Consider the following 19,994-nt stretch of genomic DNA (forward strand, 5'->3'; position numbering starts at 1 on the left):
TCAGAAGGTTGCCCTATGCCCGTAAAGAAATCGCTGCGACGTTTCGCTCTTGCCGCATCGCTTGGTCTTGGGGCTGTTCCGGCCATGGCCGGGGTGAATGCCGGTGCCTATCTGGCGGGGCGTCATGCCGCGACAGAGTTCGATTTTGCGGCGTCGGCGCAGTATTTCACCCGCGCGATGATGCAGGATACAAGCAATCTGAACCTGCTGGAATATGCCAATACCGCCTATGTTGGAATGGGCGATGTCAAACGTGCGGTGACGGTGGCACGGCAGATGATCAGCAAGGGCAGCGATAGCCAGATCGCCGCTCTTGTTACTTTGGGCGACGCGGTCAAACAGGAAGAATGGGAAGACGTGCTGGCCGATCTTGACGCCGGGCAAAGCGTGGGTCCGCTGTTTGACGGGCTGCTCAAGGCCTGGGCGCTGGTCGGGTCGGGTGATCTGGACGGTGCGCTGGTGCAGTTCGATGAGGTGAGCAAAACCAAAGGCGTGCGCGCCTTTGGTCAGTATCACAAGGCGCTGGCCCTTGCCTCGGCGGGTGAATTTGCCGCCGCCGACAAGGTTCTGTCCGACCCAAGGGATGGCGGGCTGCGCCTGACCCGGCGGGGGTTGATTGCGCGGGCTGAAATCCTGTCGCACCTTGGCCGTCAGGACGATGCCATCAAGGCCCTGCACGACGTGTTCGGCGATGACGTGGATATGGCATTGCAACAGATGATCGACGCGCTGAAGTCCGGTGACACCCTGCCGTTCGACATTGCGCCGAATGCCGTGGCCGGTGTGGGCGAGGTGTATTTTTCGATCGCCAATGCCCTGAGCGGCGAGGCGAACCAGGGCTATACCCTGCTGTATGCGCGGATGGCCGAATATCTGCGCCCCGGCCACATCGAGGCAACGCTGTTGGTGGCCAGCCTGCTGGAAGGGATGGGCCGCTATGACCTTGCCATTGAAAGTTATGCCAAGGTGCCGCGCGACAATGCGGCGTCGGATGCGGCGCAACTGGGCCGGGCGGCGGTGTTGCGCAAATCGGGGCGCACCGATGCCGCGATCGAGGCGCTGGAGCAGTTGGCCAAATCCCGCCCCGATCTGCCGTTGGTCTATGTGACATTGGGCGACACCCTGCGCGAATTGGGCCGGTTCAGGGAGGCCTCGAATGCCTATGACAGCGCGGTTTCGATGTTCAAGGAACCGGTCGCGGGACAGTGGCCGATTTATTTCGCCCGGGCCATCACCTATGAAAAAACCGACCGCTGGCAGCAGGCCGAAGCCGATCTGCGCTTGGCCCTGAAACTCAGCCCGGGCCAGCCGCAGGTGTTGAATTATCTTGGGTATTCCTATGTAGAGCAGCACGAAAACCTGGACGAGGCGCTGGACATGATCGAACGCGCCGTCGCGGCGCGGCCCGACAGCGGCTATATCACCGACAGTCTGGGCTGGGTGTTCTATCGGTTGGGGCGCTATGACGAAGCGGTCGCGCCCATGGAAAAGGCGGTCGAACTGATGCCGGTCGATCCGGTGATAAATGACCATCTGGGCGATGTGTACTGGGCCGTTGGCCGCACGCTTGAGGCGCGCTTTCAATGGAAACGCGCGCTGTCGTTCGTTGATCCCGACGAGGTGGATGGCGAGGCCGACCCCGACAGGATGCGCCGGAAGCTGGACATCGGGCTGGATGCCGTCCTGAAGGAAGAGGGCGCGCCGCCCCTGACGGTGGCCAATGAGGGCTGAGGCGTTCGCCCCGGCCAAGATCAACCTGACCCTGCATGTGACCGGCCAGCGCGCCGACGGGTTTCACCTGCTGGATCTCGCTGGTTGTCTTTGCCGATGTGGGCGATCGGGTAACGGTGACATCTGCGCCGGATTGGTCGCTTGCCGTGACCGGCCCCGCCGCGCGTTATGTTCCGCGCGACGAAACCAATCTTGTGCTGCGCGCGGCGCGGTTGGCAGGGGGGCACCTTGTGCAATCACGCTGGACAAACATCTGCCTGTTGCGTCGGGTATTGGCGGCGGTTCCTCTGATGCTGCCGCCTGTTTGCGGGCGTTGCAGCGATTGGACGGGCGGGCCATCCCCGGCAATCTGGAGCGGCTGGGCGCCGATCTGCCGGTCTGCCTGCGCGCCAGACCCTGCCGCATGTCGGGGATCGGTGAAACCTTGAACGATGTGCCGGAGGTGCCGCCGGTTTGGGCGGTGATGATCAATCCGGGGTTGGGGGTTCCGACGCCAGCGGTTTTTCGGACCATGCGGCGGCGTGACAATCCGGCGATGGCGACACTGCCGCCCCTGTGGTCTGATGCTCCCACACTTGCCGATTGGCTGGCGGCGCAGCGCAACGATCTTGAACCGGCCGCCTGTCTTATCCTGCCTGAAATCGCGCAGACTTTGGCGCAACTGCGCCAGACCGAAGGGTGCCTTCTGGCGCGGATGTCGGGATCGGGGGCAACCTGTTTTGGCCTGTTTGCCGACGAAGGCGCGGCCTGTCGCGCCGAATCGGCATTGCGCGATGCAAAGGCAGGCCTGTGGATCGCAGCGGCGCAACTGGGCGCGCCAACACTTTAGGTAATGCGCGCCACCACGTAATCGGCCAGATCGCGCAGCATGTCGCGCAAATCACAGGCGGGCAGGGGGGCCAGCGCATCCTTGGCGGTTTCCGCCCAATCCAGCGCCGTCTGGCGGGTACTGGTCAGGGTGCCGTGATGTTCCAGCAATCCCAGCGCGCGTGCCAGATCACCGTCTTCCTGACGGCCCTTGCCGATGGTGCGCACCCAGAACGCCCATTCGCCACTGTCGGCGGCCGCCACCGCGCGGATCACCGGCAGGGTCAGCTTGCGTTCACGGAAATCATCACCGATATTTTTGCCGATCCCGTCGCCGCCGGTCCAGTCCAGCAGATCATCGACCATCTGAAACGACACGCCAAGGGCATCGCCATAGGTGTGCAGCGCCTGCACGATGTCTTCCTCGGCACCGGCAATCACCCCGCCCACTTGCGTTGCCGCGGAGAACAGCGCCGCCGTCTTGCCGCGCACGATTTTAAGATAGGTATCCTCAAGCGTTGCCAGATCCTGTGCCGCAGTCAGTTGCAACACTTCGCCTTCGGCAATGGTGGCACTGGCATTGGCCAAAATATCAAGAACGCGGAGCGAGCCCGGTTTCGACCATCAACTGAAACGAGCGCGCGAACAGATAATCCCCGACCAGAACCGAAGATTTGTTGTCCCACAACAGGTTGGCCGTGGGGCGCCCGCGCCGCTGACCCGATTCGTCAACAACATCATCATGAAGCAATGTGGCCGTGTGGATGAATTCGACTGTGGCCGCCAGATGAATGTGATGCGGCCCGTCATAGCCACACAGCCGCGCGGCGGCGAGGGTCAGCATCGGCCTGATCCGTTTGCCGCCCGCCTCGATCAGATGGGCGGTTACCTCGGGGATGCGCGGGGCATGTTCGCTGGCCATGCGCGCCCGAATCAGGGTGTTCACCTCGGCCAGTTCGGGCGCAAGAATGGTGGCGAGCCTCTCGTGGGGCTTCACTTCGGCGTGGTCCAGGCTCATCGCGGTTGGCTCCATCACATAAGGTCTCAGGTGTCTCGACAAACCGGGCGGTCTGCCCTTAAGTCACGCATATGAAGGAACTGATCCGCACCAGCGACCCGACCATTGTTGCCTTTGCAACCGCGCTTCTTTCAGGCGAGGATATAGATTGCTTTGAGTTGGACGTCCATATGAGCGTCCTTGAAGGGTCGCTTGGGGTTCTGCCCCGGCGCCTTATGGTTCACGAGCGGGATCTGTTCCGCGCCCGCGCGGTTTTAAAAGACAATGACATCGACCTCGGGGCCTGACAGCCCGCCACCTGCGCAGGACATCACGCAAGATGCCTTTCTGGGGGGGCGGCTGAACATTCTGCAACCGGCGCGGGGGTATCGCGCGGGAATCGATGCCGTTCTTCTGGCCGCCTCAGTGCCCGCAACCGCCGGACAGACGGTGCTGGAGCTTGGCTGTGGCGTTGGGGTGGCCGGTCTTTGTCTGGGGCGGCGGGTGCCGGGGCTGACGCTTTCGGGGATCGAGCTGCAAGAGGATTATGCCGCCCTGGCCCGGCGCAACGCCGTGGCCAACGGTATGGAAATGACGGTGCACACGGGTGATCTGACGGCGATGCCACGGGAGCTGCGCCAACAGAACTTTGATCATGTCATCGCCAATCCGCCCTATTATCATGCCCCGGCGCGCACTGCCTCGCATGATCCCGGGCGCGAAACCGCCCATGCCGAAGGTGCCCCTCTGGCCGGGTGGATTGATGCCGCCACGCGCCGGTTGCGTCCACGTGGCACCCTGAGCGTGATTCAACGCGCTGATCGGTTGCGCGATCTTCTTGCGGCCTGCGATGACCGGCTGGGGCGGCTGGTGGTGCGCCCAATTCAGGCGCGGACCGATCAACCTGCGCAACTTGTGCTGCTCACTGCCACAAAAGCAGGCAGATCCCCCCTAAGGCTGTGTAACCCGTTGATATTGCATCAAGGACCACGCCACGAGACTGATTCGGAAAGCTATACACCGCTGATCTCGGGGGTGCTGCGCGGCGGTATGCCGCTTAGTTGACGCAAATTGTCCAGTAAAAAGGTCGGTTTTCTGTGACGGGGGCGTGACAGATGGATGAAATTATGCTGCACTCTCTGTATTGCAACCCAGAGAGGAGGACGACCATGTCAATGAGTTCGCACGTTCAGGAGCTTCGTAAAAAGCACCAAGCCCTCTCGGAGAGGGTCGAGACCGCACAGCGTAGCCCTGCGACAGACGATCTCCATATTCAATCACTGAAAAAGCAGAAACTTCAGATCAAGCAACAGATCGAGCGTTTGGGGAGCGTCTAACCGCCCCGCGCACTGGCCCGTGCCGCCAGCGCCGCGCCGCCCGCAATAAGGGCGGCGGCCAGCAACAGGGGCCATGTCGCAGGTGCGATTCCGGCCCCCACCAGGGCCAGCGTCGACAAAACCGGCGCTGCATATGAGGCGACGCCAAGAAGCTGGATGTCGCCTCTTTTTACGCCAATATCCCAAACATAAAACGCCAACCCCACCGGCCCCACCCCAAGCAGGAGTGTTGATATCCAGCCGGTCGCGTTTTCGGGCCAGGCGGTGGTTTCAAACATCAGATGGGCCAGTGTCGACAGAATGGCGGTGGCCGCGCAGAACACTGCGACGCTTGCTGTGGGAATATGGCCCAACCGGCGCGACAGCACCGAATATCCGCTCCAGAACAGCGCGCACAGCAGGGCAAGGCCGTAACCGGGCAGGGATTGGGCATCGAACGTGGCGCCGCGCGCAACGATCAGCGCCGCACCTGCAAAGCCAAAACAGGCGCCAACCACATGCCCGCGCCGCAAGTGTTCCCCCGGTAACAGCCCGGAAAGCAAAACGATCAGCAAAGGCCAGAGATAGGCGATCAACCCGGCTTCGGCCGCTGGAGCCATGCGCAGGGCTGAAAAGTACAGCGCATGATAGCCGAAAAGCCCCAATGTGCCAATGGCATAGACCCGCAGCGGAACTATGCGCAAAGTGGCCCAGGTGCCCGTTGCACCCACCCAGATCATCCCCAGCAGGCCACCGATGGCAAAGCAGATGGCGTTCAGTTGCAAGGGCGGTACGGGGGCAGACCCGACAGTCAGCAAGGCCAGTAACGCCCACAGAAGAACGGCGACGAACCCGATGATGGTGGCGCGGTTGCGGTTCATAAGGTCGGGTTCACGGAGTTATGGGGTCTTGCGACACTGGCGCAACGCCGAAACCGGAAAGGGATGCAGCGATACCGCCTGCCCGGGGATGGGTTGGGCAGGCGGTCTATTTCTTCAGGCCTTAGCGTTCGATGCAGAGCGCCACGCCCATTCCGCCGCCGATGCACAGGGTTGCGATGCCCTTTTTGGAATCGCGCCGCACCATTTCAAACAGCAGCGTGTTCAGCACCCGGCACCCCGAGGCGCCGATGGGGTGGCCGATGGCGATGGCACCGCCGTTCACGTTTACGATTTCCGGATCCCAGCCCATTTCCTTGTTCACGGCGCAGGCTTGGGCGGCGAAGGCTTCGTTTGCTTCGATCAGGTCCAGATCGTTGATCGACCACCCCGCCTTGTCGAGCGCCTTTTTCGAGGCGTGAACCGGGCCAACGCCCATGATCGCGGGATCGAGACCGGCGGTGGCATAGCTGGCGATCCGGCCAAGGGGGGTGAGGCCACGTTTTTCGGCCTCTTTGTCGGTCATCAAAAGGACAGCGGCGGCGCCGTCGTTCAGACCGCTGGCGTTGGCGGCAGTCACGCTGCCGTCGCGGGCGAAGGCGGGGCGCAGTTTTTGCATCGCTTCGATGGTGGCGCCGTGACGGATGTATTCGTCCTGATCGACCACGGTGTCGCCTTTGCGGCCCTTGACCGTGTAGGCGATAATTTCATCAGCGAACCGTCCCGCTTTTTGGGCCGCTTCGGCCTTGTTTTGCGACGCGACGGCGAATTCATCCTGCTGGTCGCGGGAAATCTGGTATTTTTCGGCAACATTTTCGGCCGTCTGGCCCATGTGATAGCCGTTGAAGGCATCCCACAGACCGTCGCGGATCATCGAATCGATCAGTTGCAGATCGCCCATTTTCTGACCCGCGCGCAGGTTTTGCACATGGGGGGACATCGACATGTTTTCCTGACCGCCTGCGGCGATGATGGCAGCGTCGCCCAGTTGGATGTGCTGCGCGCCCAGTGCCACGGCGCGCAGGCCCGAACCGCACACCTGGTTGATGCCCCAGGCGGCCGATTCGATGGGAAGGCCTGCATTGATATGGGCCTGACGGGCCGGGTTTTGCCCCTGACCGGCGGTCAAAACCTGCCCGAGAATCGTTTCGCTGACCTCGGCCTTGTCGATTCCGGCGCGGGCGACGATGCCTTCCAGCACGGCAGCGCCCATGTCATGGGCCGGTACGTTGGCAAATGCGCCCAGAAAACTCCCCACGGGCGTACGCCCCGCCGATACGATTACAACGTTGGTCATGAGAAAAGCCCCTTTTCAGTCTTGCGGCGGGCCTCTGAACGGCATCGGATGGAAATCCACCCGGACCAGAGGCTGGTTCGGGGCAAGATTAGGCACTCATCCGGCAATATACAACGGGCCTCAGGCGCGCTTTTCCTCTTCGCAGGGTTCCCAGCGCGCGCGGATCGTGGGCGCACCGAAATAATACCCCTGAAGACAGTCCACCCCGATCTTGGCCAAATAGGTGGCATCTTCGTTGGATTCGACGAATTCGGCCACGGTGACCATGTCGAAATGTCGCCCGATCGACAGCAGCGCCTTGACCAATGCCTGATTGTCGGGGTTGTGGGCAATGCCGCGAATGAACTGGCCGTCGATCTTGAGAATATCGAAGTAAAGATCCTTGAGATACCGCAGTGAGGTATAACCGGCGCCGAAATCATCAATGGCAAAGCTGATTCCACGCGATTGAAGGTCAGACATGAAGGCCTGCACGATATCGGGCATCAGGATCGCCGAACTTTCGGTGATTTCCAGGATCAGGCGTTCGCCAAGAGAGGGATCTTCGTTCAAGCGAGAGGTCAGCACAGCCATCCAGCGGGCATAGCCGATGGAGCGGGCCGACATGTTTATGGCCAGCCGCAGGCGTGGATGGGCAGCAAGGGTTTCCAGCCCCTTTTGCAGGGCCAGACAATCAATCTGTCGGCCCAATTCGCGGGTTTCGACCGTGCCGATAAATTCCTGCGCCGGGATGATGCGGCCATTCTTGTCGAGAATGCGAATCAGCCCTTCATAGAACGCCGGCCTGTCCTGCCGTCCTGCGGGAACGACAGGTTGAAAGGCCAGCATGACATCGCCGTTGGCCACCGCCCGTTCGACGGTGTTCAGGACATCGCGGTCGCGTTCGGAGACGGCAAACGCCAGCGGACTGTTTGCTTCGGTGTTGGCATCTGCAATGCTTCGTGGATAGTCAGGTTGCATTCCGGGAACTCCATGACGTGCCGGGCCACATTTGCAAAAGTGTTCTAACAAGACATGAATATTCTCATTTTGTTCTAATTCGTCTAAAAGGCCCGAGAAGGTGTCAGGCGAGGAACAGATAATGGAACAACGGTGCGATTGGTGCGGAGATGACCCGATTTATATGGCCTATCACGACAGGGAATGGGGCGTGCCCGAATGGGACAGTCGCGCATTGTGGGAAAAGCTGATTCTCGACGGGTTTCAGGCGGGGCTGAGCTGGATCACCATTCTGAAGAAACGCGAAAATTTTCGTGCGGCATTTGAAGGATTCAACCCCGAGCGCATTGCAGGCTGGGGCGAACCCGAGGTGCAGCGCCTTTTGGCCAATGCCGGAATCATCCGGCACCGGGGCAAGATAGAGGCGACCATCGGCAATGCCCGCGCCTGGATTGCGATCGAGGAAAAGCAGGGATTCGACCGGTTCTTGTGGGATTATATGGATGGCGTCGCGCGGCAAAATCGTTTCGCCACCATGGCCGAGGTGCCGCCGCAGACCCCCTTTCGGCGCGAATCTCGAAAGACCTGAAAAAACAGGGGTTCCGGTTCTGCGGCCCGACCATTGTTTATGCCTTCATGGAGGCGGTGGGCATGGTCAACGACCATCTGATCACCTGCCCCTGCCATGAAAAGGTGGCGAAACTGGCGCGCCCCTAACCGTCGGTCAGGGCCTTGATGATCGCCTTGGCGCTGTCGCTGTTCCATTCGGCATCGCCGGTCAGGCGGGCGATTTCCTGACCCTGTTCATTCAGGATCACGGTGATCGGCAGGCCCAGAACCGCCATTTCGCGCGCCACCGCCTGTTTCGGGTCAAGCAGGATCGGCAGGGCGGTCACGCCGGCCTCGGAAAAGAAACGCTGAACCCCAGACAGGGTGTTGCGGCCCGTGGCAACCGGCACGACCTCAAACCGGTCACTGCCCAATTCTTGTTGCAAGGCATTCAGATCGGGCATTTCGTGGCGGCAGGGGGCGCACCATGTGGCCCAGAAATTCACCAGAACGACCTTGCCCTGCCAGTCGGCCAGGGTGTGTTCGCCGCCGTCCTTGTCGGTGAACACCGCATCGGAAACGTCTTTGGGTTCGGAATGAAAGTTCAGCTTTTTCATATCCCCTTCGCGCAGCCCGTTCAGAGTGGCAAGATCAGCAGCGTTTGCACCCACCGCAAGTGCCATATAAAGAACCGCAGACAGCAGAATTTTCATGATCGGGGCCCTTCCATGACCGAAAAAACACAAAACGCGATGTGGGGCGGGCGGTTTGCCGCCGGGCCGGACGCGATCATGGAGGCAATCAATGCCTCGATCTCGTATGACAAACGGATGGCGCCGCAGGATATTGCCGGGTCGCGTGCCCATGCTGCCATGCTGGCCGCACAAGGTATCATCACCGATAACGATGCCACCGCGATCAGGGAAGGCCTGCTCACGGTGTTGTCAGAAATCGAGGCCGGAACATTTCAGTTTTCGGCTGCGCTGGAAGACATCCACATGAACGTCGAGGCGCGCCTGAAAGAGGTCATCGGGGAACCTGCGGGCCGTTTGCACACGGGCCGGTCACGCAATGATCAGGTGGCGACCGATTTCAAGCTTTGGGTGCGCGATCAGTTGGACGCCGCGATTTCGGGCTGCGAGGCCTTGCAGCGCGCGCTTTTGACACAGGCGGCGGCGGGCGCCGATTGGGTGATGCCGGGCTTTACCCATCTGCAAACCGCCCAGCCGGTCACTTGGGGGCACCACATGATGGCCTATGTTGAAATGCTGGGCCGGGATGTTTCGCGGTTTCGCGATGCCCGCGCCCGGATGAACGAATCGCCCCTTGGCGCGGCGGCGCTGGCCGGCACCGGGTTTCCGATTGATCGCGAAGCAACGGCCCATGCCCTGGGGTTTGACCGGCCCACGGCAAATTCGCTTGATTCCGTGGCGGACCGGGATTTCGCGCTGGAGTTTCTTGGCGCGGCCACGATTTGCGCCATGCACCTGAGCCGCTTTGCCGAGGAATTGGTGATCTGGTCATCGGCGCAGTTCCGCTTTGTGGCGCTGTCGGATCGGTTCTCGACCGGTTCGTCCATCATGCCACAAAAGAAAAACCCCGACGCGGCCGAACTGATCCGTGCCAAGATCGGGCGGATTCTGGGGGCGCAGGTGGCGCTGCTTACGGTGATGAAAGGGCTGCCGCTGGCCTATTCCAAGGACATGCAGGAAGACAAGGAACAGACCTTTGACGCCGCCGATTCCCTGATGCTCGCCCTTGCCGCGATGGAGGGCATGGTAAAGGACATGAGCGCCAACACCGAGGTGTTGGAAGCCGCCGCCGGTTCGGGATTTTCCACCGCGACCGATCTGGCCGATTGGCTGGTGCGCGAGGCGGGCATGCCATTTCGCGAGGCGCACCATGTGACCGGCGCATTGGTGGCCATGGCCGAGGGTAAGGGATGTGATCTGCCTGACCTGACGCTGGAGGATATGAAATCGGTGAATGACAAGATCACCGAAGATGTGTTCTCGGTGCTGGGGGTGCATAATTCGGTGGCATCCCGGCTGAGCTATGGTGGCACTGCGCCGGTGCGGGTGCGCGAACAGATTGCCCGCTGGCAAGGGGTGTTGGGGTAACCTTTCCCCTGATACCCTTCGCATCATCCCGGAAAGGATTGCCAATGCGCCTGATTGTTGCCCTTGCCACAACTGCCCTGCTGGCCGCCTGCGGCGCCAATGGCGCGCCTGAACGGCCCAACGCACAGCAGCCCGGTGTCAGCGTCAGCGGCGACGCCCGGATCGGCGTTACCGGCACGCTCTGAACCGGTCAGCGGGTCAGGGTTTCCACCGCCAGAACCGTCGGCAGATGCCGGGCGATTTCGGCCCATGTGTCGCCCTCGTCAAGGCTGGCAAAGACGGATCCGGTGTTGGTGCCGAAATAGAGGCCGGGCGTTTCGGCGGTGTCATGGGCCATGCCCTGCCGCAGCACAGTGAAGAAACACCCTTCCTGCGGTAGCCCCTGGCGCGTCGCCTCCCATGTCTCGCCTCCATCGCGTGATCGCCAGACGGCAGCGGCGGCATCGGGGGGATAACGCCCGGCGATATCGCTGTTCAGGGGCAGCACCCAAACCGTATCGGGGTCATGGGGGTGAACCGTGACGGGAAACCCAAAGGTACTGGGCAGACCTTCGGTGATGTCATCCCAACTGCGCCCGCCATCGCGGCTGCGATAGGTGCCATGGTGGTTTTGCTGATAGATCAGATCGCCGGGATCACCGGCGCGCACAATATTATGCACGCACAGCCCCGTATCACTGCCGCAGGGTGCGGCGGGGTGGCTGTGGGTGCCGGGGGTCACGGCGTTGGACAGGCGGTTGCGCCGTTCCCATGTGGCGCCGCCGTCCTCGGTTGCAAACACCCCGGCGGCGGAAATCGCGACCCACAGTTTGGCCGCATCCGCCGGATCGGCAGCGATCGAGTGCAGCACCAGCCCCGCCGCTCCCGGCTCCCAACTGTCGCCTGAGGGGTGATCGTTCAATCCCTGCACCACCGCCCAACTCACCCCGCCATCATCGCTGGAATACAGCGCGGCAGGCTTGGCCCCCGCATAAAGCGTTCCGCCACTGCGCCCCAGCGACCACAGGGTATTGACCTTGTCGGTAAAGGGGGCGGGGGTGCCGGTTCCATGCCCATGGTTTCGGCCATCTCGGGGCTTTCGGCCAGCCATGCGTCGGCCTGTCCGTTGGCCAGTTTTGACAATTCCCATGTTTGGCCATCGCCCGAACGCCACACCCCCGCACCGTGCCAATCGCCCCCGCCAGCGGCCCAGAGCGTGCCGGTGGCCGGATCGCCAATCACATGATTGATCGGCCAGCCGTCGCAAAACGGGCCGCTGACGGCCCAGTTTTCCCGCGCCCCGTCGCCTTTCAGCACGAAAGCGCCCTTTGTCGTTCCCACAAGTACCTGAACCGATCGTGCCATGATCCCTCCTGCGTTTGTCCGATGTTACCACGAAATCGCCCTGCGTGATCCCCATGAATTGCACCCCGCGCAGGGTGTGCTATGTCGCTGACAGCAATGGGGGCATCGAATGGATCATTTTCTTTACAATTCAGGGCAGCTTTGTGCCGAAGACGTGCCCCTGTCCGAGATCGCGGCAAGTGTCGGCACGCCGTTCTATTGCTATTCCGCCGCCACCCTCACCCGGCATTTCCGCCTGTTCGACGACGCGCTGAGCGGTGTCGATCACCTGATTTGTTACGCAATGAAGGCCAACTCCAACCTTGCCGTGCTGAAACTGCTGGGTGATCTGGGGGCCGGCATGGATGTGGTGTCGGGCGGCGAATATCGCCGGGCAAAGGCGGCGGGTGTTCCGGGTGAACGCATTGTGTTTTCCGGTGTCGGTAAAACCCGCGAGGAAATGAAACTGGCCCTGAGTGGCGGGATTCGCCAGTTCAACGTCGAATCCGAACCGGAAATGGAGGCGCTGAACGAAGTCGCCCTGTCCCTTGGGGTGGTTGCCCCGATCACGGTGCGCGTGAACCCCGATGTTGATGCCAAGACCCACGAAAAAATCGCCACGGGCCGCAAGGAAGACAAGTTCGGCATCCCGATTTCCCGCGCCCGCGCTGTCTATGCCCATGCCGCCACCCTGCCGGGGCTGAAGGTGATCGGCATCGACGTGCATATCGGCAGTCAACTGACCGATCTGGCCCCGTTCGAGGCGGCCTATGGCAAGGTTGCCGCGCTGACCGCTGAATTGCGTGCGGATGGTCACACCATCAGCAGGCTCGATCTGGGGGGCGGCCTTGGCATCCCCTATGAGCGGAGCAACGCCGACCCGCCCCTGCCATCGGATTATGGTGCCATGGTGCAGCGGACCCTGGGCGATCTGGGCTGCGAGATCGAGATTGAGCCGGGCCGCCTGATTGCCGGAAACGCCGGGGTTCTGGTGGCCGAGGTGATCTTTGTCAAAGAAGGCGAAGAGCGGGAATTTCTGATCGTCGATGCGGCGATGAACGATCTGATCCGCCCTGCCATGTATGGCGCGTACCACGATATTGTGCCGCTGAGCGAACCCGCGCCCGGCCATGAGCCGCGCCTTTATGACATCGTTGGCCCGGTTTGCGAATCTGGTGATACCTTTGCCAAACGCCGCGCCTTGCCCGTGCTTGCCGCCGGTGATCTGATCGCGTTGCGCAGTGCGGGGGCGTATGGCGCTGTCATGGCGTCGGAATACAATTCCCGCCCCCTGATCCCCGAGGTGTTGGTCAGGGACGATCAATTCGCTGTCATTCGGGCGCGGCCGACCTTTGACGAAATGCTCAATCGCGATACCATACCTGAATGGCTCTGATCGCGGTACGTTCCGCATGGGGCAAACCGACTGCGAGGGCCGATGCCGGAACCGACACTGACCCACCCCGCCTTTGACAGCCTGCGCCGTCCGCTGGCCCTGACCCGTATGGGCATGGTGGCCGAACGGCTGACGCGTGGGTTCTGGCCCGCGTGGAGCGTTGTTCTGGTCACCCTTGGCGCGCTGATGCTGGGTGTGCAGGATCATGTACCGCTTGAGGTGGTCTGGGGGGGCGGCGCGATTGCCCTGTTGGCGCTGCTGTGGTTCTTGTGGCGTGGCATTCGCGCGTTCCGCATGCCCAGTCGCGCCGATGCCCTGACGCGGCTGGATGCCACCCTGCGCGGGCGCCCGATTCAGACATTGACCGACACCCAGGCCATCGGCGGCAATGATCCCGGATCCGAGGCGGTGTGGCAGGCCCATATCGCCCGCATGGCCGAACGGGTAAAGGCCGCCCGTGCCGTGCAGCCCGATCTGCGGATTGCCGCCCGCGATCCTTTCGCGCTGCGTTATGGGGCGGTGTTGTTGTTTGCCGTGGCGCTGTTGTTCGGCTCGTTCTGGCGGGTGGCATCGGTGGGCGATATGGCGCCGGGGGCGGTGGCGCCGCCCTTGCGGCGGGGCCGGCGTGGGAGGGGTGGGTGGAACCGCCCGCCTATACCGGCAAGCCAAGCCTGTATCTGGCGGATATCCCCGGTGACACCCTGCGCGTGCCCGAAGGCAGCCGCCTGACCCTGCGCCTTTATGGCAAGGTTGGCGCGCTTTCGGTGATCGAAGATGTGTCAGGCCGCACGCCCGGCCCAGCGACCAAGGGTGAAACCCCACCGACCGGCGATCTGGCACAGACCTTTGAAGTGGTCCAAAGCGGACGGATTGAAATCGACGGCCCCGGCGGGCGCGGCTGGCAGGTGGTGATGGAGCCAGACATGGCCCCCACCGTCGCAATCTCTGCCATGGCCGAACACAAGGCCGATGGCGAATTGCGCCAACCGTTTCTGGCGCGCGATGATTACGGTATCGTATCAGGAACGGCGACGATCACGCTGGATCTGGCGGCGCTTGATCGCCGCTATGGTCTGGCGGTTGATCCTGAGCCGCGCGATGCCATCGTGTTGGACCTGCCCCTGCCGTTCAACGGCGATCGCGCCGATTTTGAGGAAGTTCTGACCGATAATTTCAGCAAACACCCCTGGGCCAACATGCCTGTCGTCATCCGCTTGCGTGTTGAGGATGCAAAGGGCCAGGGCGGCGAAAGCTCGGACATCAATGAAAACCTTGGCGGGTTGCGGTTTTTTGATCCGCTGGCCAAGGCGATCATCGAACAGCGCCGCGATCTGCTTTGGTCGCGCGATAATGCCAAACGGGTGGCGCAGGTGTTGCGCGCGGTGTCCTGGTCGCCCAAAGACATCTTTCGGTCCGAAACCATGTATATGAAATTGCGCGTGGCGATCCGCAGGCTTGAGGCCGGATTTCAGGCTGCGCCTCTTACTCCGGCCATTCAAACCGAAGTGGCCGATGCCCTTTGGAACATCGCCGAGGAAATCGAATACGGCGATATGGCCGATGCGCTGGAACGTCTGCGCCGGGCGCAGGACCGTCTGAGCGAGGCAATGAAAGATGGTGCCAGCGACGAGGAAATCGCCGGCCTGATGGAGGAAATGCGCCAGGCGATGCAGGATTACATGCGCCAACTGGCCGAGAACGCCGAGCGTGGTGAACAACAGCAGGCCGAGGGTGAGACACAGGAAATCACCCAAGATCAGTTGCAACAGATGATGGACCGGATTCAGGAACTGATGGAGCAGGGCCGCATGGCCGAGGCGCAACAGCTTTTGGATCAGTTGCAGCAGATGATGGAAAACATGCAGGTCACCCAAGGCCAGCAGGGACAGGGCCAGAAGGGCGAAGGCGAACAGGCCATGGAAGATCTGGCCGATACCCTGCGCGAACAGCAGGGCCTGTCGGATCAGGCGTTCCGCGATTTGCAGGAACAATTCAACCCCGGCGCCCGGGCTGGTGAAAATGACGGCAACGAAGGGCGCAACGGCGGCCAGGGCCGGGGCGAAAGCCACGAAGGGCAGGGCGGTCAGGGGCAGGGTGGCAACTCTGACGGACAAGAGGGTAAACAGGGCCAGGGCAGCAATGGCGAACAGGGCCTTGCCGATCGTCAACAGGCCCTGCGCGATGAATTGAACCGCCAGCAGGGCAACCTGCCCGGGGCCGGCACCTCTGAGGGCGACGCGGCGCGCGAGGCGCTTGATCGTGCGGGTGATGCGATGGACGGCGCCGAAAAGGCCCTGCGCGAAGGCGATTACGCCGAGGCGCTGGATCAGCAATCCGATGCCATGGAGGCCCTGCGCGAAGGTATCCGCAATCTGGGCGAGGCGATGGCGCAGGAACAACGCCAGCGTAACGGGCAGGGCCAGGCCAGCACCAAGGGCGATCCGCAAGGGCGCCAGCGCGATCCACTGGGCCGCGAGGCGGGGTCACAGGGGCAGCTTGGCACCGATGAAAACCTGTTGCAGGGCGAAGATGTCTATCGCCGGGCCGAGGAATTGCTGGATGAAATCCGCCGCCGCTCGGGCGAACAGCAGCGCCCTGAACAAGAGCTGGATTATCTCAAGCGGTTGCTTGACCGGTTCTGAAACGGGCAGGTTGGTCGTGTGGCAGTTGGTTCAACCGTTGTCGGTGCTGCCGCCGATCAACCCCTGCATCGCCGCCACGGCGCTGCGTAAGCCATCGTCGATCAGGTCCAGAATGCCATTTGCCCAGTCGAGATAAGCCATCAGCGCCGGAGTAAGGGACGGCACGGCCTTGGCCAGTTGTGGCGCGAACATATAGAGCAGTATCAGCGCGGCGATGATCACGAACACGGTGAAAAACCCAAACCGGAACCCGCGCCGGGTTTCCGCCGCCTGTTCGATTTCCTCGACCGTTTCGGCGCTGTGCCGATCGCCTGTGGCGGTGAGGGTGGAATTGATTTCTTCGATGTCGGGCAACAGTTCACGGCGCGACGAGGCCGAAACCGCAGCGGCGACAGCGGCTCTGGTGGCGTCTTCCTCGGGCGCGTCTTCGGGGGTGCTGCGCAGACGGGCGAGCCGCGCCTTGGCGGCGGCCGCGCGCGATTGCGCCCCTTCGGGATCGGTCAGGCCCAGTTCGGGCTGGGATTCCAGCCCCCTCCTGCCTCGGCATCGCGGCGCCGGGCGTCTGCCTCGCGGCGCGCCTCTTCGCGCAGGATGTCACGGGTTGCTTCGTCCAGCTCGCGCGCTTTTGGGGGGCAGGGGCCTTGGGTTCTGGCTCTGTTTCGGGTTCCGTGTCCGGCTCGGGTTCGGCGAATGTGGGGTCGGGGGCGGTGACGCCCATTTCCTCGGCCAGCATGTCATCGGCGGCATCGGGGCGCTGAAACCACGTGTGACCGCATGACGAACATTGTACGTCACGCCCGTCATCCGGGATCATCGAGGCGTCCACCTCGTATTCCGCTGCGCAATTCGGGCAAATCAGCCGCATTGCGGACCCCTCAACCGTTCCATTATCAGAAGTTAACACTTTCATTGCCCTTGGGTGAAGATCAAGGGGTTGCGGGCCAATATTGGCCGATCTGCGTGATATGATTGAAACACCCTGCCGTCTGGGGCAGAACGAACCGGCGCAAACAGGGACCGGTAAAACAGTGATCGAGTTAAATGAGGTCAGCTATAGCTACGGCGGCGACGCGTTGTTGTCGGACATATCGTTGCGACTGGCGCCGGGATCGTTCCATTTTCTGACCGGGCCTTCGGGGGCGGGAAAATCCACCCTGCTCAAACTTTGTTATATGGAGCTGATGGCAACCAAGGGCACGGTCACCCTTTTTGGCCGCGCCGCCCACGAGATTGATCGCAATGGCGTGGCTGCCGTGCGCCGCCGGGTGGGGATTGTGCATCAGGATTGCCAGTTTCTCGATCATCTGCCGCTGCTTGAGAATGTCGCGCTGCCCCTGAGCGTGTCAGGGCAAAGCACCGAGGCCAACATGACCGAGATGCAGCAACTTCTGGGGTGGGTCGGTCTGGCGTCGAAATTGCGGTCGCTCCCACCCGAGCTTTCGGGGGCGAACGGCAGCGCGCGGCACTGGCGCGGGCAGTGGTGATGTCGCCCGATGTCATTCTGGCGGATGAACCGACGGGCAATCTGGATTGGGAAATGTCCCTGCGCCTGCTGACCCTGCTGGTGGAACTGAATCGCATGGGCAAGGCCATTCTGGTGGCCACCCATGATCTGAACCTGATCCGTCAGGCCAAATCGCAGGTTGCCGCGCGGGTGCTGCGGATCAAGGACCGGCGGCTGCAACTGGCGGGGGCCGATCTGTAATGCGCCTGTCCGAAATTCTGACCATTCTCAAGGGTGATCCCCGGGCCGACCGCGCCGTGCCGCCCACCGGCTTTACCGCGCACCTTACGCTGTTGACGGCGGCGGCGATGGCATTTCTGGGGGTGTTTGCGCTGGCCCTGTCCCTGGCCACGGCGCGGTTGGCCGACCGGTGGTCGCAGGAATTGGCCCATAGTTCCACGGTGCGCATTTCCGCCCCCGCCGATCAGATGGCAACCCAGACCGCCGCAGCGCTGCGGGTGTTGCAATCGACCACCGGCGTCGCCTCGGCCCGGGCCTTGGACCCGGCAGAACAGCGCGCCCTGCTGGAGCCGTGGTTCGGCCCCGATCTGCCGGTGGAAACCCTGCCGATCCCACAGTTGATCGCCGTGGTCGAAACCAGCGATGGCTATGACGGCGAGGGCCTGCGCCTGCGCCTCAGGGCCGAAGCGCCGGGCGCGGTTCTGGATGATCACACCCGCTGGCGGCGGCCCTGGTTGCGGCGGCGGGGCGGCTGAACACGCTGGGGTTGTTCAGCCTGCTGTTGATCGGCGGTGTGGTGGTGGCGATGATCACCCTCGCGGCCAATGCAGCCCTGTCGGCCAATGCGCAGGTGATCCGCGTGCTGCGCCTTGTGGGGGCGCGCGACAGCTATATCGCCCGGGCCTTTGTGCGCCGTTTCACCCTGCGCGCCCTGACCGGGGCGGCGGTTGGCACCGCTTTGGGCATGATTGCCATCGCCCTGTTGCCCCGGGCCGATGCGGCGGGCGGGTTTTTGACCGGGCTGGGGTTTGTCGGGGCGGGGTGGCTTGTGCCGCTGCTGATTCCGCCCCTGACGGCGGTGATTGCATTCTGGTCCACCCGGTTGGCCGCCCTGCGCGCCTTAAAGGAGATTACCTGATGGCCTATGGCATTCAATGGCTGCGTTCGTTGGTGTTCAATTTCTGCATGTATCTGGCGATGGCCGTGTGCGCCGTGGTGTTTCTGCCCTGGGCGCTGATGTCGCCCCGGGGGGCCTATGCCGCCTGTCATGCCTATTGCCGCTGGGTGCGGTGGTCGGCGCGGTGGATGATCGGGCTGAAGACCGAAGTGCGCGGCACACCGCCCACGGGTGGCGTTCTGGTGGCGGCCAAACACCAGTCGTTTCTGGATATCCTGATCATTTTCGGAGCCATGCCCCGGGGCCGGTTCATCATGAAAAAGGAGCTGGCCTGGGCGCCGATCCTTGGGCAATACGCCTGGCGGGTCGGGTGCATTTTCGTGGACCGTGGCAAACGGGGACAGGCGATTGTCAAAATGCTGCGCGATGTCGAGGCGGGCAACACCACGCCGGGGCAGTTGACCATCTATTCCCAAGGCACCCGCGTGGCCCCAGGGGTAAAGCAGCCCTATAAGGCGGGCACGGGGGTTCTCTATGCTCAACTGGGCCAACCCTGTGTTCCGGTGGCCTGCAACGTGGGGGTTTTCTGGCCCAAACGCGGCGTCTATCGCAAACCGGGCAACGCGGTGGTTGAATTTCTGGAGCCGATCCCGCCGGGCCTGCCGAAGGCCGAGTTCATGGCCCGCCTTGAAACCGCCGTGGAAACCCGCTCTGATGCGCTGATGGCCGAGGCGGGGTTTGTCGTGCCGTCGTTGGTGGCCTCTGGGTCGTAACCCCGGCGTTTGCCCCGACAGGAGGCCCGATATGTCCTTTCAGCCGATTGCCGATCTTGCCACGCTTGAGGCGCTGTATGGCGCGCCGGTGGTTGCAGCGACGCGCAAGGTGGCCCGGGGACTGAACGATGAATACCGGCGCTGGATCATGGCGGCGCGGTTCTGCATCCTGTCGACCGTGGGGCCGGAAGGCACCGATGCATCGCCCCGGGGCGATGACGGCCCGGTGGTGCGGGTGCTGGATCGCCAAACCCTTGCCCTGCCCGATTGGCGTGGCAACAACCGGATCGACACCCTGCGCAATATCGTCCGCGACCCGCGTGTATCGCTGATGTTCATGGTGCCGGGGTCAGGAAATGTGGTGCGGGTGAACGGGCGGGGTATTGTCACCGCTGACGCCGACCTGTGCGCAGGTTTCGCGCGCAGCGGCAAACAGCCGCGCAGTGTCAGCGTGATCGCGATTGATGAGGTTTATTTTCAATGCGCCCGCGCCATCCTGCGCAGCGGGCTTTGGGCCGGGCGCGATGACAGTGCCGGCCTGCCCACGCCGGGGCAGATGTTGTCGGCACTGACCGAGGGCGCGGTGGGCGGCGAGACCTATGACGCCGCGTGGAGCGGACGCGCGGCAGAAACCATGTGGTAGC

Annotated in this window: 18 protein-coding genes and 6 pseudogenes; 15 read left to right on the top strand and 9 right to left on the bottom strand. The window is 62.6% G+C overall.

Annotated elements, in window-relative coordinates:
• Window positions 1-15 precede the first annotated feature (15 nt).
• Together AC0L7P_RS06010 and AC0L7P_RS06015 are read left to right on the top strand one after the other, a co-directional pair.
• Window positions 16-1,731, top strand: a complete 1,716-nt coding sequence (locus AC0L7P_RS06010) for a tetratricopeptide repeat protein (RefSeq protein ID WP_473434898.1) — start codon at window positions 16-18, stop codon at window positions 1,729-1,731.
• The gene (locus AC0L7P_RS06015) at window positions 1,721-2,560 is read left to right on the top strand and encodes a 4-(cytidine 5'-diphospho)-2-C-methyl-D-erythritol kinase (RefSeq protein WP_473434899.1); all 840 of its coding nucleotides are present in this window, start codon (window positions 1,721-1,723) and stop codon (window positions 2,558-2,560) included. The genes AC0L7P_RS06010 and AC0L7P_RS06015 overlap by 11 nt, the downstream gene beginning before the upstream one ends.
• Here the strand turns inward: AC0L7P_RS06015 and AC0L7P_RS06020 are convergent.
• Window positions 2,557-3,556, bottom strand: a pseudogene (locus tag AC0L7P_RS06020) (polyprenyl synthetase family protein). The gene AC0L7P_RS06015 and the pseudogene AC0L7P_RS06020 sit on opposite strands and share 4 nt — an antisense overlap.
• Before the next feature lie 71 nt (window positions 3,557-3,627).
• Between AC0L7P_RS06020 and AC0L7P_RS06025 the strand changes: the two are divergent.
• From AC0L7P_RS06025 to AC0L7P_RS06035, 3 genes are all read left to right on the top strand, one after another.
• Window positions 3,628-3,843: a putative signal transducing protein gene (locus AC0L7P_RS06025; protein ID WP_473434900.1), complete on the top strand. Its 216-nt coding sequence runs from the start codon at window positions 3,628-3,630 to the stop codon at window positions 3,841-3,843.
• Window positions 3,821-4,600 carry a tRNA1(Val) (adenine(37)-N6)-methyltransferase gene (locus tag AC0L7P_RS06030; RefSeq protein WP_473434901.1) on the top strand — a complete coding sequence of 260 codons (780 nt, stop codon included), beginning with the start codon at window positions 3,821-3,823 and terminating at the stop codon, window positions 4,598-4,600. Before AC0L7P_RS06025 ends, AC0L7P_RS06030 begins: the two co-directional genes overlap by 23 nt.
• 104 nt (window positions 4,601-4,704) lie before the next feature.
• The gene (locus AC0L7P_RS06035) at window positions 4,705-4,872 is read left to right on the top strand and encodes a YdcH family protein (protein WP_473434902.1); all 168 of its coding nucleotides are present in this window, start codon (window positions 4,705-4,707) and stop codon (window positions 4,870-4,872) included.
• On the opposite strand, the gene yddG is transcribed toward AC0L7P_RS06035, so the two are convergent.
• The 3 genes from yddG to AC0L7P_RS06050 all read right to left on the bottom strand — a co-directional run bounded on the left by yddG (window position 4,869) and on the right by AC0L7P_RS06050 (window position 7,986).
• Window positions 4,869-5,732, bottom strand: a complete 864-nt coding sequence (gene yddG, locus AC0L7P_RS06040; protein WP_473434903.1) for an aromatic amino acid exporter YddG — start codon at window positions 5,730-5,732, stop codon at window positions 4,869-4,871. The genes AC0L7P_RS06035 and yddG overlap by 4 nt on opposite strands.
• 121 nt (window positions 5,733-5,853) lie before the next feature.
• A complete protein-coding gene (locus AC0L7P_RS06045; RefSeq protein ID WP_473434904.1) occupies window positions 5,854-7,026 on the bottom strand; it encodes an acetyl-CoA C-acetyltransferase in 1,173 nt (390 codons plus the stop codon).
• Between the two features lie 120 nt (window positions 7,027-7,146).
• Window positions 7,147-7,986, bottom strand: a complete 840-nt coding sequence (locus AC0L7P_RS06050) for an EAL domain-containing protein (RefSeq protein ID WP_473434905.1) — start codon at window positions 7,984-7,986, stop codon at window positions 7,147-7,149.
• A gap of 163 nt (window positions 7,987-8,149) precedes the next feature.
• Here AC0L7P_RS06050 and AC0L7P_RS06055 point away from each other — a divergent pair.
• Window positions 8,150-8,682, top strand: a pseudogene (locus AC0L7P_RS06055) (DNA-3-methyladenine glycosylase I).
• Here AC0L7P_RS06055 and AC0L7P_RS06060 read toward each other — a convergent pair.
• Entirely contained in the window at window positions 8,679-9,227 is a 549-nt protein-coding gene (locus AC0L7P_RS06060; RefSeq protein ID WP_473434906.1) for a TlpA disulfide reductase family protein, read from the bottom strand. The pseudogene AC0L7P_RS06055 and the gene AC0L7P_RS06060 sit on opposite strands and share 4 nt — an antisense overlap.
• Window positions 9,228-9,242: 15 nt before the next feature.
• Here AC0L7P_RS06060 and argH point away from each other — a divergent pair, with 15 nt between their 5' ends.
• Both argH and AC0L7P_RS06070 read left to right on the top strand, forming a co-directional pair.
• Complete coding sequence (gene argH, locus AC0L7P_RS06065) at window positions 9,243-10,634, top strand: argininosuccinate lyase (protein ID WP_473434907.1); 1,392 nt, start codon at window positions 9,243-9,245, stop codon at window positions 10,632-10,634.
• A gap of 44 nt (window positions 10,635-10,678) precedes the next feature.
• A complete protein-coding gene (locus AC0L7P_RS06070) occupies window positions 10,679-10,819 on the top strand; it encodes a hypothetical protein (RefSeq protein ID WP_473434908.1) in 141 nt (46 codons plus the stop codon).
• A 5-nt stretch (window positions 10,820-10,824) separates the two neighbouring features.
• Here the strand turns inward: AC0L7P_RS06070 and AC0L7P_RS06075 are convergent, their stop codons facing one another.
• Complete coding sequence (locus tag AC0L7P_RS06075; protein ID WP_473434909.1) at window positions 10,825-11,559, bottom strand: WD40/YVTN/BNR-like repeat-containing protein; 735 nt, start codon at window positions 11,557-11,559, stop codon at window positions 10,825-10,827.
• Window positions 11,556-11,978 carry a hypothetical protein gene (locus tag AC0L7P_RS06080; RefSeq protein ID WP_473434910.1) on the bottom strand — a complete coding sequence of 141 codons (423 nt, stop codon included), beginning with the start codon at window positions 11,976-11,978 and terminating at the stop codon, window positions 11,556-11,558. The genes AC0L7P_RS06075 and AC0L7P_RS06080 overlap by 4 nt, the downstream gene beginning before the upstream one ends.
• 109 nt (window positions 11,979-12,087) lie before the next feature.
• On the opposite strand from AC0L7P_RS06080, the gene lysA reads away from it, so the two are divergent.
• Together lysA and AC0L7P_RS06090 are read left to right on the top strand one after the other, a co-directional pair.
• Window positions 12,088-13,353, top strand: a complete 1,266-nt coding sequence (gene lysA, locus AC0L7P_RS06085; protein ID WP_473434911.1) for a diaminopimelate decarboxylase — start codon at window positions 12,088-12,090, stop codon at window positions 13,351-13,353.
• 42 nt (window positions 13,354-13,395) lie between these two features.
• Window positions 13,396-15,995 (top strand): annotated as a pseudogene (locus tag AC0L7P_RS06090) (TIGR02302 family protein).
• Between the two features lie 30 nt (window positions 15,996-16,025).
• Here the strand turns inward: AC0L7P_RS06090 and AC0L7P_RS06095 are convergent.
• Complete coding sequence (locus AC0L7P_RS06095; RefSeq protein ID WP_473434912.1) at window positions 16,026-16,349, bottom strand: hypothetical protein; 324 nt, start codon at window positions 16,347-16,349, stop codon at window positions 16,026-16,028.
• Window positions 16,350-16,596: 247 nt separating this feature from the next.
• Here AC0L7P_RS06095 and AC0L7P_RS06100 point away from each other — a divergent pair, with 247 nt between their 5' ends.
• Window positions 16,597-16,773, top strand: a complete 177-nt coding sequence (locus AC0L7P_RS06100) for a hypothetical protein (RefSeq protein WP_473435548.1) — start codon at window positions 16,597-16,599, stop codon at window positions 16,771-16,773.
• A gap of 27 nt (window positions 16,774-16,800) precedes the next feature.
• Here the strand turns inward: AC0L7P_RS06100 and AC0L7P_RS06105 are convergent.
• Window positions 16,801-16,905: pseudogene (locus tag AC0L7P_RS06105) on the bottom strand (MJ0042-type zinc finger domain-containing protein); the annotation flags it as partial.
• 118 nt (window positions 16,906-17,023) lie between these two features.
• Between AC0L7P_RS06105 and AC0L7P_RS06110 the strand changes: the two are divergent.
• From AC0L7P_RS06110 to AC0L7P_RS06125, 4 genes and pseudogenes are all read left to right on the top strand, one after another.
• Window positions 17,024-17,700 (top strand): annotated as a pseudogene (locus AC0L7P_RS06110) (cell division ATP-binding protein FtsE).
• Window positions 17,700-18,598, top strand: a pseudogene (locus AC0L7P_RS06115) (cell division protein FtsX). The pseudogenes AC0L7P_RS06110 and AC0L7P_RS06115 overlap by 1 nt, the downstream one beginning before the upstream one ends.
• Window positions 18,598-19,350, top strand: a complete 753-nt coding sequence (locus AC0L7P_RS06120; RefSeq protein WP_473434913.1) for a lysophospholipid acyltransferase family protein — start codon at window positions 18,598-18,600, stop codon at window positions 19,348-19,350. Before AC0L7P_RS06115 ends, AC0L7P_RS06120 begins: the two are co-directional and overlap by 1 nt.
• A gap of 31 nt (window positions 19,351-19,381) precedes the next feature.
• Window positions 19,382-19,993, top strand: coding sequence for a pyridoxamine 5'-phosphate oxidase family protein (locus AC0L7P_RS06125; protein ID WP_473434914.1), 612 nt, complete (start codon window positions 19,382-19,384; stop codon window positions 19,991-19,993).
• Window position 19,994: the final 1 nt, after the last annotated feature.

This window comes from Oceaniglobus sp. K40-3, from assembly GCF_055808395.1.